The organism is Polymorphobacter fuscus (assembly GCF_011927825.1).
Taxonomy (GTDB): Bacteria; Pseudomonadota; Alphaproteobacteria; order Sphingomonadales; family Sphingomonadaceae; genus Sandarakinorhabdus; species Sandarakinorhabdus fusca.
Map to the genome: position 1 here is coordinate 631,532 of NZ_JAATJI010000001.1, position 23,721 is coordinate 655,252.

The following is a 23,721-nucleotide window of genomic DNA, read 5'->3' on the forward strand; positions in this document are numbered from 1 at the left end:
AGTCGAATTCCTCAAAGCCTTCACCATCGCCGCGCAACCGCCTATGGCAGTCGACATGATGATCGTGTCCGGGACTGATATGGAGCGCAGGCGCCGCTTGGCAAGACAAGTCTTTGCAGTGGCCTTGATGTTCGGCCTGGCGAAGCCGGCCCTGGCCGACGTCGGCGATGCGACATGCAGCCTCTACACAGCGCGCCTCGCCGCCAACGCCGCCGGCCAATATGGCGGGCTCGCCGGCGCGCCGCTCGTCGGCGCAACCTCCGATCCCACGCTCGATGCCGTCGTCACCTGGGACAAGCTGCGGCGCGACAGCTATGCCCAGTCCGGCGTCGCTCGCTTCAGCGAATATGCGCAGTTCCTAAAGGATCATCCTGACTGGCCACAGACGGTGACATTGCGCCGCCAGGCCGAAAAGCTGATCGACGAAAATGTCTCGGACCTCGATCGCATCGCTTATTTCCGCCAGTTCCCGCCCCTGTCGGCGCTTGCGAAACTGCGACTGGCGGAGGCCCAGTTTCGCCTGGCGCGAAGCGGCGAAGCCCGCGAAACCGCCCGCGACGCCTGGGATTCGGCCGGGCTGGATGCGCTCGCCGAAACCCAGCTTCTGGCGCTGTTCCAGAACGATTTGCGCCCCGAAGACCATCTGGCCCGCGCCGACCGGCTGTTGTGGAGCGGCCAGACGACAGCCGCGTCGCGGATGCTGCCGCGGCTCGATATGGATCACAAACTGTGGGTGCTCGCCCGCATCGCCCTGCGCACCAATGCACCCGATGCGCTCAATCGCCTGGCCGTGGTCCCGGACAGTCTGCGCCGCGACCCCGGCCTGATCGTCGATCGCGCGCTGTTCCTGCGCCGCACCGACCCCGCGGCGGCGCAGGCGCTGCTTGCCGGCACGCCGGTGACACCGGGTTCGGCGCGCGACCCCGAAAGCTGGATGAAGACACGGCTGGAGTTCGCCCGTCAGGCCTGGCGCAGCGGGAATTTCGAAACCGCCTATCGAATCGCCGCGCAGCACAGCGCCTTTCCGATCGGCAAATCCGTCGCCGACCGCTCGCTCGGCGAGCGTCAGGTCTATGTCGACAGCGAATTCCTCGCCGGCTGGCTGGCGCTGCGCAAGCTCGGCCGCGCCGCCCAGGCCATCACCCACTTCCAGAATGTCCGCGCCGCTTCCCAGACGCCGATCAGCCAGTCGCGCGGCGATTATTGGACGGGTCGCGCCGCCGAAGCCGCCGGGCGCAGCGACGATGCCCGCAAGGCCTATGGCGCGGCTGCCGATCATTTCGATTATTTCTACGGCCAGCTGGCATCGGAACGGTTGGGCAAGCCGCTGGCTGTCCGCCGCGTTGCACCACCAACGCCGGCGGCCGACAAGGCGAACAATTTCCGCGCGGATCCGCTCGTGCGCGCTGTCTTCGCGCTCGGCGACCTCGGCGACCGCGGGCGCCAGGCGATCTTCCTGCGCCAGCTCGCCGACCGCGCCAACAGTCTCGCCGACCAGACGCTGGTCGCCAGTCTGGCCGCTCCGCTCGGTCGCCCCGATCTCGGCGTCTTTGTCGGCAAGGCCGCGCGCGGCGCAGGCGAGCTGGCGCTGCTCGATGCGGCCTTCCCGGTCATCCCGTTGCCGGCGAATTTGGCGCGCGACTTCTCGATGATCCACGCCATCACCCGGCAGGAAAGCCAGTTCGATCGCAGCATCACCTCGGTCGCAAACGCCCAGGGGTTGATGCAGCTGCTGCCGAGCACCGCCGCCGAACAGGCCGCCAAGCTCGGCCTGCCATCATCGACAGTACGGTTGACCACCGACCCCATCTACAACGTCACCTTGGGTTCGGCCTATTTCAATCGCTTGAAGGACAATTTTGCCGGCAGCCATGTCCTCGCCGTCGCCGGCTACAATGCCGGCCCCGGCAATGTGCGGAAATTCCTTGCCGCCAACGGCGATCCGCGCACCGGCGAAGACGTCATCGACTGGATCGAGGCAATTCCACTGTCCGAAACCAAGAACTACGTCCAGCGCGTCCTTGAGAACGCCGTCGTCTATGACCTTCTCCACCCGCAGACCGCGACCATGCCGAGCAACAACCGGCTCAGCGCCTATCTCGGCAAGCGCACCCCGGGCTGACCACCATCCACATGACCGGTCAGCCGGCCTGCGCCACATAGGCGTCGATCGCTGCCAGATGACGCGCCTTGTCGGTCTCACCCAGAAACGATCCGGCAAAGCTGTTCCGCGCCAGGGCCACGATCTCGTCGCGCCGCAGGTCGAGCGCGTCCGCCACCGCGACGAAATTGGCATTCACATAGCCGCCGAAATAGGCCGGATCGTCGGAATTGACCGTCGCCACCAATCCCGCGTCGAGCATCCGCCGCAGCGGGTGCGCAGCAAGATCGTCCACCACGCAAAGCTTGTGATTGGAAAGCGGGCACACCGTCAGGCACATCCCCCCGGTCGCCAGCCGCGCCACCAGCGCCGCATCCTCCAGCGCACGGTTGCCATGGTCGATGCGATCGACCCCCAACACATCGAGCGCTTCATGGACATAGGCCGGCGGCCCTTCCTCACCGGCATGGGCGACCAGCTTCAGACCCAGCGCCCGCGCCCGCGCGAACACGCGCGCAAACTTTGCCGGCGGATGGCCGACTTCGGAGGAATCGAGCCCGACACCATCGATCACCGCGAGATACGGCAGCGCTTCATCGAGCGTCGCCTCTGCGGCAGCCTCGTCGAGATGGCGCAGGAAGCACATGATCAACCGCGACGTCACCCCCCGCGCCCGCGCCGCATCCAGCGCCCGGGCGATGCCGCCGATCACCACGGCAAAGGCAACGCCGCGCTCGGTATGGCCCTGGGGATCGAAAAAGATTTCGACGTGCCGCACCGCATCGGCTTCGGCGCGCGCAAGATAGGCCGCGGTCAGGTCGAAAAAGTCCTGCTCGGTCTGCAGCACCGACATGCCCTGATAGTAGATATCGAGGAAATCCTGCAGGTTGGAGAATTCATAGGCGGCGCGCACCGCCTCGACCGATTCGAACGGGATGGCGACCGCGTTGCGCTTTGCCAGCGCAAACAGCATCTCGGGCTCAAGCGACCCCTCGATATGCAGGTGCAGTTCGGCCTTGGGCAGACCGGCGATGAAATCGGCACGATCGACGGCGGAAGCAAAATCGGTCATTGGGGCGCGTTGCAGAATGGCCGCGGCCTCGGGCTTGTGGCGGCGGATTTCGTCCAGGGTCAACCCGTTGACCTCGTGCGGAAAAACCAGCCAGGCGTCGCTCTGGTGAACAAAGAAATCGGGTTTCAGCGCCGTGCGATTGCGCGTCGGCTTGTAATAGACGGTCGCGATGCGAACCCCGCGCGGCATGTTGTGCCGGCACCGCAGCGCCAGCTCGCGCAGGAACGCCTCGATACTGCGGCCGCTGTCGAACACATCGTCGATCACCAGCAACCGGTCGTCGGGACCCAGAGTGTCGATCAGATAACCGAGCGCGAAGACCCGAACTTCGGGCGTCTGCTGGTCGATGCCGCTATAGGAGGATGTGCGCACGGCAATATGGTCACAAACGACGCCGTGGTATTCGAGCAGCTCCTGCACCGCGATGCCGACCGGCGCGCCGCCGCGCCAGATGCCAACAAGGTGCGTCGGGGCAAAACCGCTTTCGAGCACCATGTTGCCGAGCCGGAAGCTGTCCGCCAGCAATTCATTGGCCGAAATATAGACCTTGTCGTCTGCCATGTCCGGTCAGACCGCCGCCAGCGCCTGGTCGAAATCGGCAATCAGGTCGCCGGCATCCTCGACCCCGATCGAGACCCGCACGAGATTGTCGGTAATGCCGAGTTCCAGCTTGCGCGCCGGCGCCACCGACAAATGCGTCATGGCGGCCGGGTGCGATGCCAAGCTCTCGGTGCCGCCGAGGCTGACCGCCAGCTTCACCAGCCGCAGATTGTCGAGCAGCCGGAATGCCTCCGCTTCGCCGCCCTTGACGATCACCGAAAAGGTCGACCCCGCCCCCGAACAATGCCGCGCATAGATATCGGCCTGGCGGCTGCCTTCCTCCAGAAAGCCGAGATAGCCGACCCGCTCGATCTTGGCATGGTCGCGCAGGAAGGCGCAAACCTTGGCGGCATTCTCCCCGGCCCGGCTCATCCGCAGTTCGAGCGTTTCGAGCGAGCGCAGCAACATCCACGCCGTATGCGGATCGGTGATGGTGCCGATCGTGTTGCGCATCATGCGAATGGGCGTCAACACCGATGTCGCGCCGATGCAGGCCCCGGCGACGAGATCGGAATGGCCGCCGACATATTTGGTCAGCGAATAGATCGTCACATCGGCGCCCTGCGCCAGCGGCTGCGCCCAGAGCGGCCCCAGGAACGTGTTGTCGATGACGATCGGCGGCAGGTCGTCGCTGCCGCCCAGCACCGCCGCGCGCGCCGCATGGACGGCCTCGACGTCGACCAATGCGTTGGTCGGGTTCGCCGGGCTTTCGAGGTAGATCGCGGCAATCCGCCCCTTGGCCTTCGCGGCATCGATGACCGCTTCGATCTCGGGCTGGGTCGCACCGGCCGGAAAATCGAGCCATGTCACCCCCAGCTTGCCAAGAATGCGCCCGATCAGCGTCTCGGTGGCGGCATAGAGCGGCGCCGAATGCACGATGACGTCACCGGGCCGGACCAGCGCCAGGAACGTCGTCGCGATCGCCGACATGCCCGATGAAAAGGTCAATGCCTCCTCGGCGTCTTCCCACAACGCCAGACGATCTTCCAGAATCTCCTGGTCGGGCCCATTGAAGCGGCCATAGACCAACCCTTCCGCACCCCCCGGCCGCACCCCGGTGACACCTTCGAAAAAGCGCTTCCCATCGGCAGCGCTTTCGAAGACGAAAGTCGACGTCAGAAAGATCGGCGGTTTCAGGGCGCCTTCCGACAGCCGCGGGTCATAACCATGGCCCATCATCATCGTCGCCGGCTTCAACTTGCGGTTGCCGATACTGCGCGCCTGATGCCGCATCGTCCGCTTCGGGCGCGCGTTGCTGTCGTCGGTCATGGTAACACCTTTTCCTGGGCGCAACCGCGGCCGCGCCGCCAGCAGACGCCGGCACGGCATCCCGACTGCCTGAACATGGTCGGGGAGACAGGATTCGAACCTGCGACCCTCTGGTCCCAAACCAGATGCGCTACCAGGCTGCGCCACTCCCCGAACCTGCTTTCGCCCTAGGCCAACGCCTTGAACAACACAACCCCGGCAAGGCCGCGCGCCGGATTCACGCGCGGATCATACGACGGCGCGTGCGCCGAACGCGGGTTGACGGACAAGGCAACGACCTGCCGATGCCACGGCCCGGCGCCGTTTCGCCCCCTTGTTTGCGCATCAGCGCCGGCCGCGGCGACTGCCGCCATCGCGCTGCGGGCGGCCCGGTTCCGGCCCGAAGAAGCTCGCCGGCAGACCGCCGCGCGAGACGATGATATTCTGCAGCACGAACGTCGGATCGATCGCGGCGATGGTGAGATCGATCGCTCCGGGCGCATCCACGCGCTTCGTGAAGCGCATCGTCCGCGCCGTGTCGAGGACCGCCTGGTGATGCCGTTTGCCGAGAAAGCTCTCGGTCTCCGTCTGCTCCGGGGTAAACACCGACCGGGTTTCGAACGCCGTGTCCCCCAACCGCACCGCGATGGCGAGTTGGCGGGCCGGATCGACCTGAAGCGTCGGCGATGTGACCAGATCGATATCATAGTCGCCCGCCTCGGCAAGATAGAGGCGGTAGGTCAGCGACGGCGCCGCCGCCGGATCATCGAACGACGGCGCATCGACCGGAACAATGCCCATGGCGACGGCCACCCGGCCATAATCGGGGATCGCGGCCCAGTGCACGCCGCGCACGGCCGTTGCGTGTGCATGCGCCTCCGCCGGAATGGAAAATGGGCCCGACAGGCCGCCGAAGCGCCCCCGCGCGGCGCTTTCCTGCGCGCGTGACGCCTTGATCGCGACCAGCGGCACGGTCTGCGCCTGCCCCGCGCCCCGCACCGTGATCGTCGCCGTCGCCCGGCCCGGCGGCAACTGCGCCCAGTCGACATCGATCCAGGTCCGGCGGTCGACGCCGGCGATGTCGAAAGCCGGGCCCGTGCGCAGCAGGACCCACGGCTGATCGGCGACGACCTCGGCCCGCAGCGGCGCCGCACCGCGCGCGAAGACGTCGATATAGGTCGGCCGCCGGCTCAGGCTGTCGACCACCGGCAGCGTCGGCGGCAGATAATAGCCCGGCCAGGATTCGCGCAGCCCCTCGACGGCGACGCCAAACCCGGTCGCGCCCGCCAGATCGATGCGAGTCACGGCCGGCATGATGTCGGTGACCGGCGAGTACCAGTCGAAGAAGCCGATGTGGGTCTGGTCCATCAGGTGGTTCCACTTCCCACCGGCGAGGTCATGGTTATAGGCGTCGCGGATCGCATGGTCGCGGGCGAAGCGGCGCTCGACTTCGGCCGCCTCGGCGCCGGTACTGGCGCGCCCCTGCTCGGCAAAGCGCCGGTTGCGGGCGGCGGCGATGTACATCAGGGTGAGGTTGGCGCAGGCGCGGATCGGGTGCAGCACCAGCTGGTAATAGGCATCGCGCTGTTCGGCCGGCAGCCGGCCGTTCAGCGCCTCGGCGGCGGTTTCCAGCGTTTGCCACATCACCGCCATGCGCTCGGCCTCCCCGAAATGGTCGAGGCTGTAGGTGTTGGGCGTCAGATGCTCGGGCTTGCGCCAGCCATTGGCCTTGGCATAGCGGGCCAGCAATGCGGCGATCTCCGTCGCATGGTCCGGGCCGAACTGCCGCGCCGCCCAGCCGCGCGTCCATTCGCCGATCCTGTCCCGCGCCATCGGCGCCGGGTCCCATGCCATCGACAGGAAGAAATCGATCGGCAGCTCGAGCGGCTTCAGGTCGCCGACATTGGCGATCCAGATCCGGTCGGCGCCATAGGCCAGCGCCAGGTTGAGCTGTTCCCACATCTTGGGCAGCGGGCTGGTGTTGAGCCATTTGTACGAAATCGGCCCGCCGTGCATGTCCATGTGGAAATAGATGCCGGCACCGCCGCTGCGCACGCGCTCCGCCGGCGTCGGCAGCCGGCGCAGATTGCCGACATTGTCGTCGGTGAACATCAGCGTCACATCGTCGGGCAGCGTCAGCCCGGCCTCGTAATATTTGAGCACTTCGGTGAACAGCACCCAGACCTGCGGCACCTGGTCGGCCGGCACACCCTTGTGATCGGCGATGATGCGGCGCTGGTCGGCGATGACGGTTTCCAGCAGGCGGATATCGGATGCCATGCCGCCGGTGCCTTCCAGCGCGACATCGCCGTCGCCGCGCATCCCGACCGTCACCACCACCTCCTTGTCGCGGTTGCGCTTGATGCCATCGGTGAAGAATTCCGCGATCGCCGCGCGGTTGGTGGCGTAATTCCACGCGCCATTGCCCAGGTTCGCCTGGCGCCGGGTCCACTCCTTGTGGGCGCGGGTCATCGGCTCGTGGTGCGACGTGCCCATGACGATGCCATATTCGTCGGCAAGCACCGGATTGGCCGGGTCGTCCTCGGCAAAGGCGTTGTTCCACATTGCCGGCCACAGGCAATTGGCGCGCAGCCGCAGCAGCAGTTCGAACACCCGGGTGTAGAATTTCGCGTTGAGCCCGCCGAATTTTTCTGCCGCCCATCCGGTGAGGCAGGGCGCTTCGTCGTTGAGGAAGATACCGCGATATTTGACCGCGGGCGGGCCCTGGCGGTGGCGCGCCGAGGCGATTTCGACCTGCCGACGGCGCGGCACGGGCACATCCGCCCACCAGGCCCAGGGCGATACGCCGATCGCCTGCGCCACATCGTACAGGCCATAGATCGTCCCGCGCTTGTCGCTGCCGACGATGACAAGCGCTTCGGCGACCCCCGGCATCGGATCGGCGACAGCCATGATCGCATAGGATTCCCATAGCCCGCGGATGTCGTCCGCCACGACCCGCCCGGCGGCAACCAGCGCGTCGATCGCCGGGCAGCGCCCCAGCGTGCCGGCAAGGATGATGCGCGGCGGCAGGCCCTGGCCGTTCGGCGCAAGCAGCGCCGCCGGCGTCCCCGTCACCCGGCCGATGTCTGCGGCCAGGTCGGCGGCGGCGCGACGCACGCCGGCCCAGTCCTGCGCGGCCACGCAGACCGGCGTCACGCTGCCGCCGCCATCGGCGATGACGAAGGGCGCCGCCGGACGCGCCGCCGCGACCGCCGGGCGCGCCAGCAGGCCGCCTGCCACCGACCCGCCGAGCATGGCACGCCGGGAAATCATTGCCCGACCAGCCCCAGCACGGCGATCGACGCCGGCGGCAGTTCGACCTGCAACCCGGCCGGCGTCGCGATAGCGGCAAGACGCTTCGGCGCCACCGTCGCCGGGGCGTCGAAACTGTTGTGGGCATCGACCCGCGTCGACGCCAGCACCTCGCCGTCCGCCGATTTCGCCCCGGCGAGTGTCAGCGTCGCCGGCCGCCGCGGGTCGAGATTGGTCACGGCCAGCCACAGCTTGCCACTGCGATCCCGCGCCGCCACGGCATCGATGCGCGGCACGCTAAACCCGCCCGCTGCATAGCCGCCGGCATCGAACCGCACCGGCACGCGCGTCGCATCCTGAAACGGCACATACAGGCGATAGACATGGTAGGTCGGCGTCAGCACCATGCGCGGCCCGTCGGTAAGCACCATCGCCTGCAGCACATTGGCCATCTGCGCGATATTGGTCATCCGCACCCGGTCGGCATGGCGAATGAAGATGTTGAGATTCAGCGCGGCGATCACCGCGTCGCGCTGGCTGTTCTGCTGTTGCAGGAACCCCGGGTTGCTCCCCGGCGTCGGCGCCAGCCAGGCGCCCCATTCATCGACGACGATCGATAGTTTCTTTTCGGGGTCGTGGCGATCCATGATCGCCGATTGCTTGGTGATCTTGCCATCCATATTCAGCGTCTCGCTGACCAGCTTCAGATATTCGGGGTCGCCGAAGCCGGTGCTCGCCATGCTCGGGGGCCAGCCGCCGACTGTATAGCTGTGCAGCGACACGCCCTCGATATCCCAGCTCCACACCTTGCTCTTCCAGGCCTGCATCACCGCTTCGGTATAGTCGGCACTGTCCCCGTCCCAGCCGACGGCGATCCGCTGCATCCGGCTCGCACCCTCGGCCTGGGCCGGGTTGAGGTTGCGGGTGTAATGGGCAAAGCGCTTCATCTCCTCGACATAATGGTCGGCCGACATGGCGCCGCCGCACCCCCAGTTCTCGTTGCCCAGCCCGACATATTTTACCTTCCACGGCGCCGGATGCCCGTTCGCCGCGCGTTCCCGGGCCAATGCCGTCGGTTTGTCGGCGGTCATATATTCCATCCAGTCCGCGGCTTCCTCCACCGATCCGGACCCCATGTTGACCGATACAAAGACCTCCGCGCCGACCTGCTCGGCAAAGTCCATGAACTCGTGCGTGCCGAAGCTGTTGGGCTCGATCACGCCGCCCCAGCTGGCATTCAGGGTCGAAGGCCGCTTGTCGGCGGGGCCGATGCCCTTGCGCCAATGATATTCATCGGCAAAGCAGCCGCCGGGCCAGCGGATATTCGGCACCCGCAGGTCGCGAAGCGCCGCGACGACGTCCTTGCGGATGCCGCGGACGTTGGGGATTGGCGATTTCGGCCCGACCCAGACGCCCCCATAAATGCCTGTGCCCAGATGCTCGGCGAACTGGCCGAAAATATCGCGGTTGATGACCGGGCCGGGCTTGCCGGCGTCGATCGTCACCGTCACCGCGTCGGGCGCCTGACGCGCCGCGACCGGGATCGCCGCCGGAATCGCCGCCGCCACCAAAATCGCGGCCGGCAGGTTGCAACGCATCACTTTTCGTCCTTTCGATCGATTTCGACGGTCAGCACCGCCACCGCCATCGGCGGCAGGTCGGCGGCGATCCGGCCGCCGACGCGCGTCACCGAAACCGGCCGCGGCGCCACCGCAGTGGGTGCCGCAACGCTGTTGTGCGCGTCCATTGTCGCCGCCGTCAGCAGCAGCCCCTCTGCCCGGCCAACCAGGTTGGTGACGACCCGCGCCGGCCGGTGCGGATCGACATTGACCAGCGCCAGGTGCAGCCGGCCATCGGCGCCGCGCGCCGCCGAAACGTCCACCATCGGCATCGACCGGCCCGCCATCGCATAATCGGGGGTTGTCGTTCGCGCCGGCAGCGGCACCGCGCCGGCAAAGCGCTGATAAAGATCGAAGACATGATAGGTCGGCGTCAGCACCATATCGGCGCCGTCGGTCAGGATCATCGCCTGCAGGACATTCACCATCTGGGCGATGTTCGCCATCTTGACCCGGTCGGTGTGGCGATGAAAGATGTTGAGCGTCAACGCGGTCACCATCGCATCGCGCAGGCTGTTCTGCTGGAAATGATGTTCGCCGGGCAAGGCCTGGCGATCGAGCTTGTACCAGCTGCCCCATTCGTCGACGAACAGCGGGATCGATTTCTGCGGATCGTGCCGGTCCATGATCCCGCCGACCTTGACCAGCATCGGCTCCATCGCCCGTGCGAGGTCGAGAACATCGGCCCATTCGGCTTCCGCAAAGCCCAGCGCCTCGCCCTTGGGCCGCCCCATCGGCATGGCGTAGTAATGAAAGCTCAGGGCTTCGGTTTCGCCGCGATGTGCCATCATGGCTTCGGTGAACGCAAGATAATCGCCGCCGCCCTGGACACTGGCGCCGCTCGCCACCCGCACCATCTTCATTGCCTTGGGCGCCTTGACGAATGCCGAATAGCGGGCGTTGACGTCGGCGGCATAGTCGGGGCGCATGTTGCCGCCACAGCCCCAGGTTTCGTTGCCGATGCCGAAATATCTGATCGTCCACGGACGGTCCCGGCCGTTGCGCCGACGCTCCTGCGCCAACGTCGAACCATTGTCGGCGGTCATATATTCAAGCCACAATTGCATGTCGCGCGGCGTCATCGACCCGACATTGCCCGACACATAGGCGTCGGCGCCGATCAGTTCGGCGAAGTCGAGAAATTCATGCGTCCCGAACTGGTTGCTGTCGGTCACATCGTCCCAGTTCATCCGCGTTCGTACCGGCCGCTTGTCCCTTGGTCCGATGCCGTCGCGCCAGTCATAGACTTCGCTGAAGCAGCCCCCCGGCCAACGCACCACCGGTACATGCAGGCGTTTCAGTGCATTGACCACATCGGTGCGATACCCGCGGATATTGGGGATCGGGCTATCCGGCCCCACCCAAATGCCTTCGTAGATCCCGCGCCCCAGATGTTCGGCGAACTGGCCATAGATATTGCGATCGATGACCACCCCGGGCGAAGCGGTGTCGATCACCGTTGCAACCTCGACCGCCCCCACCGCGGCGGACCCCAGCCCCGCCGCGAGCCCGAGAACGGTCATCAGACGCCTTATCTGCAGCATCGCGATTCTCTCCCCAATTGTCTGAGTAAATCACGAAATGCTCCGTTGCTACCCGCAATGTCGCAAATCTGCGACGGCTATCGCGCTGCATTGCGTTATGGCGGTGCGGACGGCGGATGCGCCGGCGACGGGAGCATGCGATGAATTCGAAACGTCTCGAAGCCTTCACCGACGGCGTCGTCGCGATCATCATCACGATCACCGTGCTCGAACTGAAAACGCCCGAAACCGGCACCTTTGCGGGCCTGGTCGCCACTCTGCCGATCCTGCTCGCCTATGTGCTCAGCTTCATCAACGTCGGGCTCTACTGGAACAACCACCATCACCTGTTCCAGCTTGACCCCAGGGTCGATGGCCGGGTGCTCTGGGCCAATCTGTTCCTGCTGTTCTGGCTCAGCCTCGTGCCCTTCGTCATCCGCTGGCTCGACGACAGCGGATTTTCGGTGGCGGCGGTCGCGGCCTATGGTGTCGTGCTCGGCATGGCGGCGATCGGCTATTATCTTACCGAACGCGCGCTGCTGGCGTGCAACGGCCCTGCCTCGCCCCTGTCGCGCGCGCTGGGCGCCGACTGGAAGGGCAAGGGGTCGATCGCGCTCTACGTCCTGGCGGTGCCGCTGGCCTTTTACAGCCGCTGGCTGGCGGTCGCCCTTTATGTTGCGGTCATCCTGCTCTGGCTGGTGCCCGACCGGCGTTTCGCCCGCGCCGCGGGCTCCGACGCTCACCGATAGGCCAGCCGGGCGGGAACGGTCACGCGCAACTCGGTGCCGCTCGGAACGGCGTTGCGGATCCGCAGGGTGCCACCCAGCCGCTGCGCCCGCTCGCGCATGCCGACAAGGCCGTAATGGCCTGGCCGGCCGCCGTGCTGCTGCACATCCGGATCCATGCCGCGGCCGTCATCGCTGATGGTGACCGACAGGGAATCGCTGCCGTGGACGATGCGGATGGCGATGGTCGCCGCCGCGGCGTGGCGCAGGGCGTTGAACATCGCCTCGCTGGCGATGCGGGCAAGGTCGTCGGCAACCGGCGCCGACACCGGCCGCACCGTTCCCGCTTCGGTGATCGTCGCATGCAACTGGCCCTGCAGCACATCTCCGGCGGTCTTCGCCAACAAGGGCGCCAGGGCAACCGGCCGGACATTCTCGCGCAGGAAACGCACCCGGTCGCGGCCTTCCTGCAGCACATCATCGGCGCGTTCGAGGGTCGATTCGAGCTGGACCCGCGCGGCATGGCCGGCCGGCAGATGGGCAAGGACCGACTGGAAGCGCAGCATCAGCCCCTGCACGCCCTGCAACAGCGTGTCGTGCAATTCCTGGGCAATATGCTCGCGCACCGCTGCCCGGTCCTCCAGCCGCTGGCGAATGGCATTGCCGGCGATGCGAACCCGCCACCGCACCAGCAGCCAGACCAGTGCACCGATCAGCAGCACCAGCGCGGCGCGGAACCACCACGTCTGCCAGAAGAAAGGCGCGATCTCGATCGTCATGCTGGTGCCGGTGCGGTTCCACACGCCATCGGGGTTGGCGGCGATGACCTGGAACCGGTATGTCCCCGGCCCAAGCGCCGTATAGCTGGCCAGCCGCCGCGTCCCGGCGTCGACCCAGTCTCCATCGAAGCCGACGAGCCGGTAGCGATAGCGATTGTGCGTCGGATCGGTGAAGCTGAGCGCGACATAGTCGAGATCGATGCGCGACGTGCCCGCCGGCAGCGACACCGATGTGCCGGTGTAAGTCCGGCCGTTGGCGACAAGATTGCAGATGCCGAGCGGCGGCGGCACCGCATTGGGCCGAAGACGATCGGCTTCGATGCGCACCACGCCCCGGTTGGTGACGAACCACGGCGTTCCCGCCGCATCGATTTCGGCGTCATTGGCGACATGCGAAAAGGTGCGCGAAATAAACCCCTGGGTCTGGCCGATGACCTGGTGGGGGATGGGCCGTCCGGGTGCCGCAAACGCCTTTTCAAAGTCCGGCGCCGCGATCCTGACAATGCCCTCGCCGCCGATCAGCCAGACATTGCGCGGATCGATCGCGATGCCGCTCAGGCCGCGGAGATAGGGATGGGCGCGCGCTTCGAGCGTGATGAACCCTGCGCCGTCGGATCGCGCCAGCCCCTGTTCGCCGCCGATATAGACGCGCCCGCCGATCGGCTTGACCAGCTTGACGAAGCCGACGGCAATCGCGTCGCCTTCCCAGATCTTGCGCGGTGCCCCCGCCCCGATATGCCAGACCGCCCGCAGCGGCTGGTTGGCGTACAAGCCGCCGCGACCGTCGCTGGCCACGAACTGGGCACTGGGCCAGTCGGTACGGGGGCGCCAGCCGCCCGGCACCTGTTCCAGGATCGTCTGGCCACCGAAGGACACGATGATCTTGCCGCCCTCGTCGACGCACGACGTCGGGCTGTAGACCGATCGCGGCAAATCGAGCGCCTGCGTCCGCGGGCCACCGACACGCAGCAATTTTTCCTGGGCAAAGGCAATCGCCTGCCCTCCGGCGGCGGCGCACAGGATTTCCGTGTCGGGGCCGCTGTGGATGGCCTCGGCCTTGCCGCCGCTGATGCGATAGATGGCACTGTCGGTGGCGAAGAACAGCGGACGTGCGGGGCCTGGCCCGACGGCAAAGCCCAGCTTGGGCACCCCGTCGACCGCGGCCGCGACCGTTGGGGAACGGATATAATTGACCAGCCCGTCGGGCCCGCCGCCCCAGATCGTGCCTTCGCGATCGCGGAACAGGACCCGTGACCTGATGGGAACATCCGCCTGCGCCGCGACCCGGTCATCGCGCATGGGCAGGCGCACCAGCCCTTCCCGATGGCCGGCGATCCACGCCTCGTCGCCGACCAGCAGCAGCGATCGCAGCCCGATGCTTCCCGAACTCGTGCCCTGGCTCCGCACCGGGTACAGCCGGCGCGGCTCGGTCAGCCGCTGCAAGCCCCTGGAACTCGCCATCCAGACGGCACCTTCGCGCGCCTCGGCAAAGGAACCCGGAAGTCCGGCGGTCGCGCTGACCGGCTCGGGCCGGGTCGCGCCCGGCGGGACGCGCAGGACACCGGGATATTGGGCAATCCACACAGTCCCGTCGCGGGCGACGAAGACGCCCTGGATCGGTTCCGGCCGCAGCCAGTCCGCCGGCGTATAGGACCGCCAGCGCCCGGCGTGCCGACGCCGCAATTCGGGGCCGAGCCGACCGTTGACGGTTACCCAGATATCGCCATCGGCGCCCGCAGCCATGTTGAGGACGCTGCCCTGCGGCTTGGCAACGGCATTGGCGTCGGTCAGACGGCCGTCACGGAAGACGCCGACCCCGCCATAATCATAGCCGACCCACAGCGCGCCATCGGGCGCCGCTGCCAGCGCGGTGATCTGCGTCGACCGCCAGCGGTTGTAGGTCGCCGGTTCGATCTTGTCGAAGGCCAGGCCATCGAAGCGATACAGGCCGGTCGAGGTGCCGAGCCACAGATAACCGTCGCGGGTCTGGGCGATGGCGCGGATATCGGCGGGGGCGCCCTCCGCCACATCCCAATGCTTGTGGCGATAGCCGGCGATATCCTGCGCGCCGACGGGCGCACCCATCGCCAGCAGAAACAACAGCAGCAGCCCGATGGCCAGCGCACGCACGCCGACCGGGACGCGATGCACCCATGCTGGCGTCGATCGACCCACGGCTATGACCGGCGCTCCTCCAGGGATCAGGCAACAGGCCCGACCGCATGGCCGCCATCAATCGTGCGTAACATTCGCAGATGCAACATGTGCGTTACCGCTACCGGCGCTGCCCGATCAGCCCTTGTGCGGCAATGTTGCCGACGGGTGCTGCGCCCAGGCCAGCGTGCCGGCCAGCACGATCGCGCCGGCAAGAACGAGCGGCAGCACAAGTCCGGTCCGGATCACTAGCACCGCGCCGATCGCTGCCCCGGCAAAGATCGCCAGGACCGAACCGAGCCGGCGGGACAGGTTCGGCGCTCCGCCGCCCGCCAGCCGCGAATCCGCCGCCACGCCCGCAATCGTCAGCGTCAGCACCGTCGTGGTCAGATCGGGCACCTTCAACTGGCGAATGGTGGCGTTGCGATAGCCCATGCCGACCGCCGTGAGGGCGATGATCAGATAGAGCGCCCAGTCCGGCGCCATCGCCTGCGGATCGAACCGCGTCGCCGTGGCCGCTGCTGCCCATAGCAAGATCGCCTCGATGAAGGCGGCCGTCATCAGCCAGCGCCGCACCGACCCGCCGACCAGCCGCCGGCCGGCGGCGCCGGCAGCCAGTGCACCGAGAAAAAAGGTCGCCAGCGCCACCAGATAGGGGGCGATCACGAAGCCGGGTGTCTGCGCCACTGCAAAGCCCAGGAAGACGATGTTGCCGGTCATGTTGGCAGTGAAGACCTTGCCCAGTCCGAGCACGCTCACCGCATCGACGAGCCCGGTTGTCCCCGACAGCAACAACAGCAGCGGCACGCGGGGGTCATATGCCGACGTCGCTTCACCAGCCATATTTTGCCTCGATCCCGAGATAATTGCCGTCACTGCCGCCCGCGTCACGCAGCGTCTGGCCGACGCCGAAATGCACGGCTTCCAGCGCCATGCTGAAATTCGCGTTCGCCTGCCAGTCGGCGCGCAGCTGGCCATAGGCGCCGGTCCAGCGCGTGCCCTCGCCCGCGGTGCCCGGCACCGGCTGCGGCGGCTGGGTATAGACCGCGTCGGCCGTCGTCATCCGCCACTGCGCGGCGCCGGCAGCCATGATCGTCACGCGCGCCGACGGATGCACCGTCAGTGACGGTTTGACGTGCAGATAGTTCACATAGCCGGTGTAACCCGCCAATGTCACGTAATTGCCGTTCGGGAACAACGGGTTGAAGGTGCCGACCACGCCATCGCCCGGGTGTTCGTCCCCCGATGCGGCGTCCAGTTGCAGCCCCCACCGCGGCGTCCAGGGCTGCGCCATCGTATAGCCGATGCGGCTGCCCATCGCCCAGGCGCGGATGCGGCTGGTGCCGACATAGCCGCTTTGCAACATCGCCTCGGCGTCCCAGTCGATGGCACCGCGCTTGCCGGCGAAGCGCACGTCCCACACGTCGCGGCGCTCGCGTCCGCCGGCATCGATGAAGTCGGCGTCGTCATCGCGAAATCTGGACCAATAAGCCGACAGTTCGTTGTCACCCAACACATGGCGCTCAATCCGCACCCCCGAAAAGCGGTTGCGGCTGTTGCTGACATCATCGAACGGCCGCCGATCGCGCGTCACCACCGGCTGCGACCAATAGCCGATGAATCGCCACGCGCCGATCTCGTAATCCCCCCACAGCGCATCGAACGACTGGCGGACGTTCGGCCCGTCCCGCGCCGAAACGAAGCGCTGCAGATCGAAGGCGAACTGCTGACGGCCGGCGCGCAGCTTGATCGTGCCGCCACCCATTGGATGCACAAAGGCGACGAACGCCTGTTCGATGTCGAGCCGGTTGCTGTCGACCGGCCCCTTGACCGCCTTGCCCGGTGCAAAGGCGCTGATCAGCTGGGCAAAGACCTGCACCGGGCCGGCATGGACATCGGCAAAGACTTCGGCGCGGGTGATGACATAGCTGTCGCCGCGGCCGGGTACGACACCGAACAGCGGCGCTTCGTTGGTTTCGAAGCGGTTGCGCAGCCCGGCACCCAGCGTCAGCCAGGCCCGGGCCTCGGGCGGCCCGAGCGGGACATATTTCAGCGCATCGCGCCGCCCGGTCCGCAGCGCCGTATCGGCCAGCACCGACCAATCCTCCTGCCAGCGATTGTACAGGATTGCCGGCCGCGCCGGCGGCACGGCTGCCGCCAGCACGGCCAGCGCCGCGATCATGGCCCGGCATCCCGGCGCCGGGCCAGCAATGCGACGAGCCCGAAGCCACCGACAACGATCCCCGCAACGAGCGTCAACACCCCGAGCATCCCCGCGCCCAGCCAGACCAGCCGGCTCGACAGCACCAGCAGCGACCCGACAAGATCGACCGCGATCGTCACCGCCGCCCAGACCATCGGCGGATGCAGGCCGAAGCGCAGCTGTTCGGCAACCGCTGCCGGCCAGTCACCCAGCTTGACCACGGCGCCGAACAGATAGGCGCTGACCAGCAGCAGCCGCGCCAGAAACCACGCCGGCGGCCAGTCGAGCAACGCCGCGACAAGGCGCGGCGTCATCGGGTGCTGTGGACTTCGGCGATATAGCCGCCGGGAAAGCGCAGCATCACCGCCTGGCGTGCGCCATCGGCATGGAGCGGCACCAGCGTTTCCACCCCGGCAGCACCCGCCTTGGCCAGTGTCGCCGGCAGGTCGGCGACTTCATAGCCGGTCAGTTCGCGCCCATAGGGCCAGGGCAACTGCCCATCCGAAACCATCACCAGCATCCGGCCATAGCCCGAGGTCAGCGCGATACGGCGATAGGTCTTGCCCGGCTGACCGATCGCGGCGCCATCGGCGGCGCGATCGTCGGACACCACGCGCCCCCTGGAAAAGGCCAGCCACCGGCGAACAAAGCCGTCGGCCGCGTCGGCCGTCAGATGGATGCGGTTCTCGGGCACGCTGGCCAGCGGCGGATAGCTCGGCTTGGCGGTGTGCCAGTAAAGCTGCATGTTGACGCCGCCGGGCCATTGCACCACGGCGTCGCGCCCGATCGGATCGGGAAAGCTGACGACGACCCGCGTCGCGCCGTTCCGGATCGCAGCAGCGACCGCGCTATCGAGATCGGTGACGAGATAGCCGGTTCGCTCGGCGCCGAACGGATAAGGCACCGGTGTCTTGAACCCGAAGACCGAAACCGTGCCGGCCGGCGTCAGCACCAGCTGCGACATCGTCTGGCTCGGCGTCGGCGTTACCTGGAATACGCCCTGCTTCGACATCGTGCCGCCAAAGGTCGCGACCAGGCTGGCGGTGAAGGCATCGAAGTCCGCCGGCGCGACATAGACATGGGTCGTGTCATACTGCGGACCTACCGAGAAATCGGCCGACACAGGCGCCGCTGCGACCGGCGCCGCAGCAACCAGGGCCGCAATCCCCAACGCGGTCAGGCGGCGCATCGGCAACATCGCAACACCCCTCACACCGCCCAGCAGCCGCAACCGAAGCTGCCCCAGAAACCCTGGACATCGGCGGTCGGCACTGTTCGTCCCAACGCGGCCGCATGGTCATGGCCATGGACTGCGCACCCCGATGCACAGCCGCAGGCGCTCGCCAGCCTGGCCGCCGCTTCGGGGGTGCGATGATAGCCGCCGAAAATGGCCACCGGTGACCAATCGGGCATCGGCGCCGGCAGCGGCGGCGCCAGCCCGGCATAATCGCCCTCGCCCGACACCACCGCGCCGCCCAGCATCGTCAGCACCGACCGCAGATGCGGAATCTCGGCTTCCGGCACCTGGAAATAATCCCCCGACAGGATCGCCAGATCGGCAAGCTGGCCAGCCTTGATCTGGCCCTTCTTGCCGACCTCGCTCGAAAACCAGGTGTTGTCATGGGTCCACAGCCGCAGCGCCTTTTCGCGGCTCAGCCGGTTGGCACCGGGATACAGCCCCAGCCCGCCCACGGTCTTGCCGGTGACCAGCCAGTTCAGCGACACCCAGGGGTTGTAGCTGGCAACGCGGGTCGCATCGGTGCCGGCGCCGACCGGAAGGCCCGCGGCGATCATCTTCGCGATCGGCGGCGTGCGCTCGGCGGCCTTTTCGCCATAGCGTTCGACGAAATACTCGCCCTGATAGGCCATGCGGTGCTGGACCGCGATGCCGCCGCCCAGTGCTGCGATACGGTCGATATTGCGGTCGCTGACCGTCTCGCAATGGTCGAAGAACCAGTTGATCCCGTTGAACGGAATGTCCCTTGCCACCTTCTCGTAGACGTCGAGCGCGCGGCCGATGGTCTGGTCATAGGTGGCGTGCAGCCGCCACGGCCATCTGTTCTCGGCGAGCAGCCGGATGACCGGCTCCAGGTCGCCCTCCATATTGGCCGGCATTTCGGGGCGCTCAACGCGAAAATCCTCGAAATCGGCGGCCGAATAGACCAGCATCTCGCCAGCACCATTGTGGCGATAGCTGTCGTCGCCCTGCCCCGGCTTGACCTGCCCGACCCAGCCCTGGAAATCCGCCAGCTCGGCCTTGGGCTTCTGGGTGAACAGATTATAGCTGATCCGCACCGTCAGCTGCCCGTCGGCGTGCAGCTTTTCGATGATCGCATAATCATCGGGGTAATTCTGGAAGCCACCGCCGGCATCGATGACGCCGGTCACGCCCAGGCCGTTCATCTCGCGCATGAAATGCCGGGTCGAATTGAGCTGATATTCGGGCGGCAGCTTCGGCCCCTTGGCCAGGGTTGCATAAAGGATCGTCGCATTGGGCTGCGCCAGCAACAGGCCCGTCGGGTTGCCGGCGGCATCGCGAACGATTTCCCCGCCCGGCGGGTTCGGCGTGTCCCTGGTATAGCCGACGACCCTCAGCGCCGCGGCGTTGAGCAGCGCGCGGTCATAGAGGTGCAGGATGAACACCGGCGTGTCCGGCGCTGCGGCGTTCAGTTCGTCGATCGTCGGCAGCCGTTTTTCGGCGAACTGGTGCTCGGTGAAGCCACCGACGACGCGCACCCATTGCGGCGCCGGCGTGTTGGCAACCTGCCGGCGCAGCATCGCCATGGCATCGGCGAGGCTCGGCACGCCGTCCCAGCGCAGTTCCATATTGTAGTTCAGCCCACCGCGGATGATGTGCATATGGCTGTCGATCAGGCCGGGGATCACCCGGCGGCCCTTGGCGTCGATGACGGTTGCCTCGGGGGCCGCGGCGCGGACCTCGGCTTCCGAACCGACAACGAGGAACTTGCCCGCCCGGATCGCGATCGCCTGCGCATCGGGATTTTTGCGGTCGAGCGTCGTGACACGCGCGTTGACGATGATGGTGTCGGACATGATCGGTCGTCCCCTGATCGAATGAAAGGGCGCAAGGCCCAGCGCACCGGCGCCGATGACAAGGGTGCGCCGATCGATGCTCATGCGTCGGGCCCCGCAGCGTCATCGGCGGCGCGCGCCCGCGCAGTGTCATCGGCGGCGCGCGCCTGTGGCGCGGGGGCGAACAGCCCCCTCACCATCGGCACCGCCTGTTCACCCAGCAACATGCCCAGCAGGCCGACCAGCGCAATGGTCGGCGGCGCCGGCGACCGCACCTTGAGCACACCATAGATCAGGCCGACCCCGATCCCGATCGCCAGCGAGATCAGATACGGCCGCACCGCCGTCAGTGCCCGCCTTCGGAGGCGCCGAACATCGACCGCGCATAGATGATGCCAAGGCCGTAACCGCCGGCCAGCGTCCGCGCGACACCGGTGGTGGCGTCATAGGTTTCGCCGCGCGCCCAATCGCGCTGCAGTTCGAGCAGATATTGCAGCGACGTCATCGGCACCGCGCCCAGCTGGATCATCCGCTGGCAGGCTCGCTCATGCGCCTCGTCGGTCACGTCGCCGCAGGCATCGGCGATGAAATAGACCTCGAAGCCCTGGTCGATTGCCGTTGCCGCCGGCCCGACGATGCAGACGCCCGTCCACAGCCCGGCAAGAACGACCCGCGGCTTGCCGATGCGGTTGACCTCGGCGACCACCGCCGCATCTTCCCAGCAGTTCATCGTGGTGCGATCGAGCAGCGGCAGGTCGGGCAACGGCGCGGTCACTTCGTCGAACATCGGGCCGGAAAAGCTCTTTTCCGCAACCGTCGTCAGGATGGTCGACACCCCGAAGACCTTGGCGGCATTGGCAAGAATGCCGGCGTTGGTGCGCAACAGGGTCAGGTCGATCGACCGCGTCGCAAAGGCCATCTGCGACTGGAAATCGATCATGAGCAGCGTGTGGTCGGTCGGGGTCAGCAGGGACTTGCCCGCCGCCGTGGTGGCAGTGATCGTCATGGCAGTTCCTTCGATGAAAGCGGGATCAGGACCGGATGAAAGCCAGAAGGTCGGGATTGAGAACATCGGCATGGGTCGTCAGCATGCCGTGCGGAAAACCCGGGTAGATCTTCAATGTCCCGTTCGGCAGCAGCTTGGCCTGCAGCATCGACGCATCTTCGAAGGGCACGATCTGGTCGTCGTCGCCCTGCATCGCCAGGACGGGAACGGTGATCGCTTTCAAATCCTCGGTCTGGTCGGTTTCCGAAAACGCCTTGATGCCCTGGTAATGCGCCAGCGCGCTGCCGGTCATGCCCTGCCGCCACCAATTGTCGCTCACCGCCGGCACCGTCTTTTCATGGTCGCGGTTGAAGCCATAAAATGGCCCGGCGGCGACATCGCGGTAAAAGCCGGCGCGGTCGGCGGCGAGCGCGGCGCGGAAGCCGTCGAACACCGCGATCGGCGTGCCACCCGGATTGGCGTCGGTCTTGACCATCAGCGGCGGCACCGAACTGACCAGCACCGCCTTGGCGACGCGGCCCTGCGGCTGGCCGAATTTGGCGACATAGCGCGCGACTTCGCCGCCGCCGGTCGAATGGCCGATGTGCACGGCATTGCGCAGATCGAGATGTTCGAAAACGGCCGCGGCGTCGGCGGCATAATGGTCCATGTCATGGCCGAAATCGACCTGGTCCGACCGGCCATGGCCGCGCCGGTCATGCGCGACGACACGATAGCCGTTGGCGAGGAAGAACAGCATCTGCGCGTCCCAATCGTCGGACGACAGCGGCCAGCCATGGTGGAACACGATCGGCTGGGCATCCTTGGGGCCCCAGTCCTTGTAGAAAATCGCGGTCCCGTCGCGCGTCGTCACAAAGGCCATCGTCGCTTCTCCATGCTTGCCGCCACCGGCGGCCGGTTACGGGTGCAAGATGGGCCAGACGGCCCGCGACAGCTTGACGATTCATGCCATTATTTGGCGCATCCGGTCGCGTTGCGCGGTTCAGCGCTAAAGGTCGATCAGTCCCCGCCGCGCTGCCAGCATCACCGCATGGGTGCGGTCGCTGGCGCCCAGCTTGGCAAAGCTCGCTTTCATGTGCCCCTTGACCGTGTCTTCCGAAATCGCCAGGCGCGCCGCGATCTGCTTGTTGGAATTGCCCAGCGCCGCCAGCGACAGCACCGCCGCCTCGCGTTCGGACAGCGGCTCGTCGAGGACATGCAGCGCGATCGCTGTCGCCACGCTGGCGTCGAGATGCTTGCCGCCATCATAGACGGACCGGATCGCATCGAGCAGTTCGTTGCGCAGGCTGGCCTTCAACAGATACCCCATGGCACCGGCCCGCAAGGCGCTAATCGCCCGCCCGTCGCCGGAAAACGTCGTCAGCATGATGATCCGCGCCTCGGGCGCCGTGCTGCGGATCGCCACGATCGCGTCGACGCCCGACATGTCCGGCATCTGCAGGTCCATCAGCACGACATCGGGTTTCAGCCGCGCATAGGCGGCGATGGCGTCGGCGCCGTTCGCTGCCTCCCCCGCCACCACCATGTCGGGCTGGGTTTCCAGCACCGCGCGCACGCCCTCGCGCATCAGGACATGGTCATCGACGATCAGCACGCCGATCGGCGCCCCTGTCACCCTTTGTCTGTTGCCCAGCCTGCGTTCCATCGGTTCCATCACCAGCCGGGGGCGCAGCTGCCGGCCTTCGCAGCGCCTGCCATGATAACGCCGGACGCCGGCGCGCGCATCCCCGGATCGATCCCCGTATCGATCACCGCCACGCCGCCAGCGCCGCAGTCAGCGCCCGGGTGGTCCGCGCCGCCTCGCCATTGCGGATGTCGAAAATCCATTCGAGCGGCGGCACGCCCGGGTCCGGATGGTCATCGATCGCGCGCAGCGCGCCGTGCATCATGCTCGCAGCGCTGGTGGCAATTGCGGTTGTCGGGATGTCGAGCTCCGACCAGCCGAGCAGGCAGGCGGCCCGTGCGGCCCGCCGGCGCCGTGCGTCGCGCATGGCCAGATGCGTCAGCTGGAACAGGCTGTCTGCGTCAACGCGGCTCGCCGGCCCCATGCCGACCAGCAAAAGCGTGCCGGCCCGCACCGGCGCCGGCAGCGGCGTCAGCACCAGGGTCTCGCGAAAGCGGCCGCCGAATATGCCGCCCTCGCGCAGCCGTCCCAGCGTACCGTGCAGCGCCACATCGAGCTGGCTCGCCCCGCCCCGCGTTTCCGCCGCCACATCCTGTTCGGACATGCCGACGATCAACAGATCGACACAAATCGTCGCCACGTCGATCTGTGCCACCTTGAAAACGACGTCACGCCACTGCCCCAGCGTCTGCGGTGCGACGTCCGTCATTCGGGTGGCAACGCGCGTCTGGCGAAGGACTGGACCGACATCGGACAACAATGCGCCCGGCCGGGTCATC

At 66.9% G+C, this 23,721-nt stretch carries 18 protein-coding genes, 1 tRNA gene and 1 pseudogene; 2 read left to right on the forward strand and 18 right to left on the reverse strand.

Annotated features, from left to right (window positions below):
* The first annotated feature begins 127 nt into the window (after positions 1-127).
* Positions 128-2,122 carry a lytic transglycosylase domain-containing protein gene (locus GGQ62_RS03065; protein ID WP_243446025.1) on the forward strand — a complete coding sequence of 665 codons (1,995 nt, stop codon included), beginning with the start codon at positions 128-130 and terminating at the stop codon, positions 2,120-2,122.
* Between the two features lie 19 nt (positions 2,123-2,141).
* Here the strand turns inward: GGQ62_RS03065 and GGQ62_RS16035 are convergent, their stop codons facing one another.
* The 7 genes and pseudogenes from GGQ62_RS16035 to GGQ62_RS03095 form a co-directional block, all read right to left on the reverse strand.
* Positions 2,142-3,173, reverse strand: coding sequence for an adenosine deaminase (locus GGQ62_RS16035; RefSeq protein WP_207790474.1), 1,032 nt, complete (start codon positions 3,171-3,173; stop codon positions 2,142-2,144).
* Between the two features lie 9 nt (positions 3,174-3,182).
* A pseudogene (locus GGQ62_RS16040) lies at positions 3,183-3,734 on the reverse strand (phosphoribosyltransferase); the annotation flags it as partial.
* A gap of 6 nt (positions 3,735-3,740) precedes the next feature.
* On the reverse strand, positions 3,741-5,042 hold the full coding sequence (locus GGQ62_RS03075; RefSeq protein WP_167649452.1) for a cystathionine gamma-synthase family protein: 1,302 nt from the start codon (positions 5,040-5,042) through the stop codon (positions 3,741-3,743).
* Between the two features lie 76 nt (positions 5,043-5,118).
* Positions 5,119-5,195: transfer RNA gene (locus tag GGQ62_RS03080), tRNA-Pro, on the reverse strand.
* 171 nt (positions 5,196-5,366) lie between these two features.
* Positions 5,367-8,297 carry a glycosyl hydrolase 115 family protein gene (locus GGQ62_RS03085; RefSeq protein WP_152576542.1) on the reverse strand — a complete coding sequence of 977 codons (2,931 nt, stop codon included), beginning with the start codon at positions 8,295-8,297 and terminating at the stop codon, positions 5,367-5,369.
* Positions 8,294-9,874: an alpha-N-arabinofuranosidase gene (locus tag GGQ62_RS03090; protein WP_152576541.1), complete on the reverse strand. Its 1,581-nt coding sequence runs from the start codon at positions 9,872-9,874 to the stop codon at positions 8,294-8,296. Before GGQ62_RS03090 ends, GGQ62_RS03085 begins: the two co-directional genes overlap by 4 nt.
* A complete protein-coding gene (locus tag GGQ62_RS03095; RefSeq protein ID WP_243445971.1) occupies positions 9,874-11,418 on the reverse strand; it encodes an alpha-N-arabinofuranosidase in 1,545 nt (514 codons plus the stop codon). Before GGQ62_RS03095 ends, GGQ62_RS03090 begins: the two co-directional genes overlap by 1 nt.
* 161 nt (positions 11,419-11,579) lie before the next feature.
* Between GGQ62_RS03095 and GGQ62_RS03100 the strand changes: the two genes are divergently transcribed.
* On the forward strand, positions 11,580-12,167 hold the full coding sequence (locus tag GGQ62_RS03100) for a TMEM175 family protein (RefSeq protein WP_152576539.1): 588 nt from the start codon (positions 11,580-11,582) through the stop codon (positions 12,165-12,167).
* On the opposite strand, the gene GGQ62_RS03105 is transcribed toward GGQ62_RS03100, so the two are convergent.
* From GGQ62_RS03105 to GGQ62_RS03155, 11 genes are all read right to left on the reverse strand, one after another.
* A complete protein-coding gene (locus tag GGQ62_RS03105; RefSeq protein ID WP_152576538.1) occupies positions 12,158-15,052 on the reverse strand; it encodes a sensor histidine kinase in 2,895 nt (964 codons plus the stop codon). The two genes, GGQ62_RS03100 and GGQ62_RS03105, sit on opposite strands and share 10 nt — an antisense overlap.
* 162 nt (positions 15,053-15,214) lie before the next feature.
* Positions 15,215-15,919, reverse strand: a complete 705-nt coding sequence (locus tag GGQ62_RS03110; protein ID WP_152576537.1) for a YoaK family protein — start codon at positions 15,917-15,919, stop codon at positions 15,215-15,217.
* Entirely contained in the window at positions 15,909-17,258 is a 1,350-nt protein-coding gene (locus GGQ62_RS03115; RefSeq protein ID WP_152576536.1) for an alginate export family protein, read from the reverse strand. Before GGQ62_RS03115 ends, GGQ62_RS03110 begins: the two co-directional genes overlap by 11 nt.
* Positions 17,255-17,593: a DoxX family protein gene (locus tag GGQ62_RS03120; protein WP_152576535.1), complete on the reverse strand. Its 339-nt coding sequence runs from the start codon at positions 17,591-17,593 to the stop codon at positions 17,255-17,257. Before GGQ62_RS03120 ends, GGQ62_RS03115 begins: the two co-directional genes overlap by 4 nt.
* The gene (locus GGQ62_RS03125) at positions 17,590-18,468 is read right to left on the reverse strand and encodes a glyoxalase (RefSeq protein WP_152576534.1); all 879 of its coding nucleotides are present in this window, start codon (positions 18,466-18,468) and stop codon (positions 17,590-17,592) included. The genes GGQ62_RS03120 and GGQ62_RS03125 overlap by 4 nt, the downstream gene beginning before the upstream one ends.
* A gap of 20 nt (positions 18,469-18,488) precedes the next feature.
* Positions 18,489-20,333, reverse strand: coding sequence for an amidohydrolase (locus GGQ62_RS03130; RefSeq protein WP_152577050.1), 1,845 nt, complete (start codon positions 20,331-20,333; stop codon positions 18,489-18,491).
* An 80-nt stretch (positions 20,334-20,413) separates the two neighbouring features.
* Positions 20,414-20,653: a DUF1427 family protein gene (locus GGQ62_RS03135; RefSeq protein ID WP_152576533.1), complete on the reverse strand. Its 240-nt coding sequence runs from the start codon at positions 20,651-20,653 to the stop codon at positions 20,414-20,416.
* A 5-nt stretch (positions 20,654-20,658) separates the two neighbouring features.
* On the reverse strand, positions 20,659-21,318 hold the full coding sequence (locus tag GGQ62_RS03140) for a hydrolase (protein ID WP_152576532.1): 660 nt from the start codon (positions 21,316-21,318) through the stop codon (positions 20,659-20,661).
* A gap of 25 nt (positions 21,319-21,343) precedes the next feature.
* A complete protein-coding gene (locus GGQ62_RS03145) occupies positions 21,344-22,180 on the reverse strand; it encodes an alpha/beta fold hydrolase (protein ID WP_152576531.1) in 837 nt (278 codons plus the stop codon).
* 126 nt (positions 22,181-22,306) lie between these two features.
* Positions 22,307-22,963 (reverse strand): response regulator transcription factor, encoded by a 657-nt coding sequence (locus GGQ62_RS03150; RefSeq protein ID WP_152576530.1) that lies wholly within the window; start codon positions 22,961-22,963, stop codon positions 22,307-22,309.
* Positions 22,964-23,066: 103 nt separating this feature from the next.
* Complete coding sequence (locus tag GGQ62_RS03155; RefSeq protein WP_152576529.1) at positions 23,067-23,651, reverse strand: M17 family peptidase N-terminal domain-containing protein; 585 nt, start codon at positions 23,649-23,651, stop codon at positions 23,067-23,069.
* Positions 23,652-23,721 lie beyond the last annotated feature (70 nt).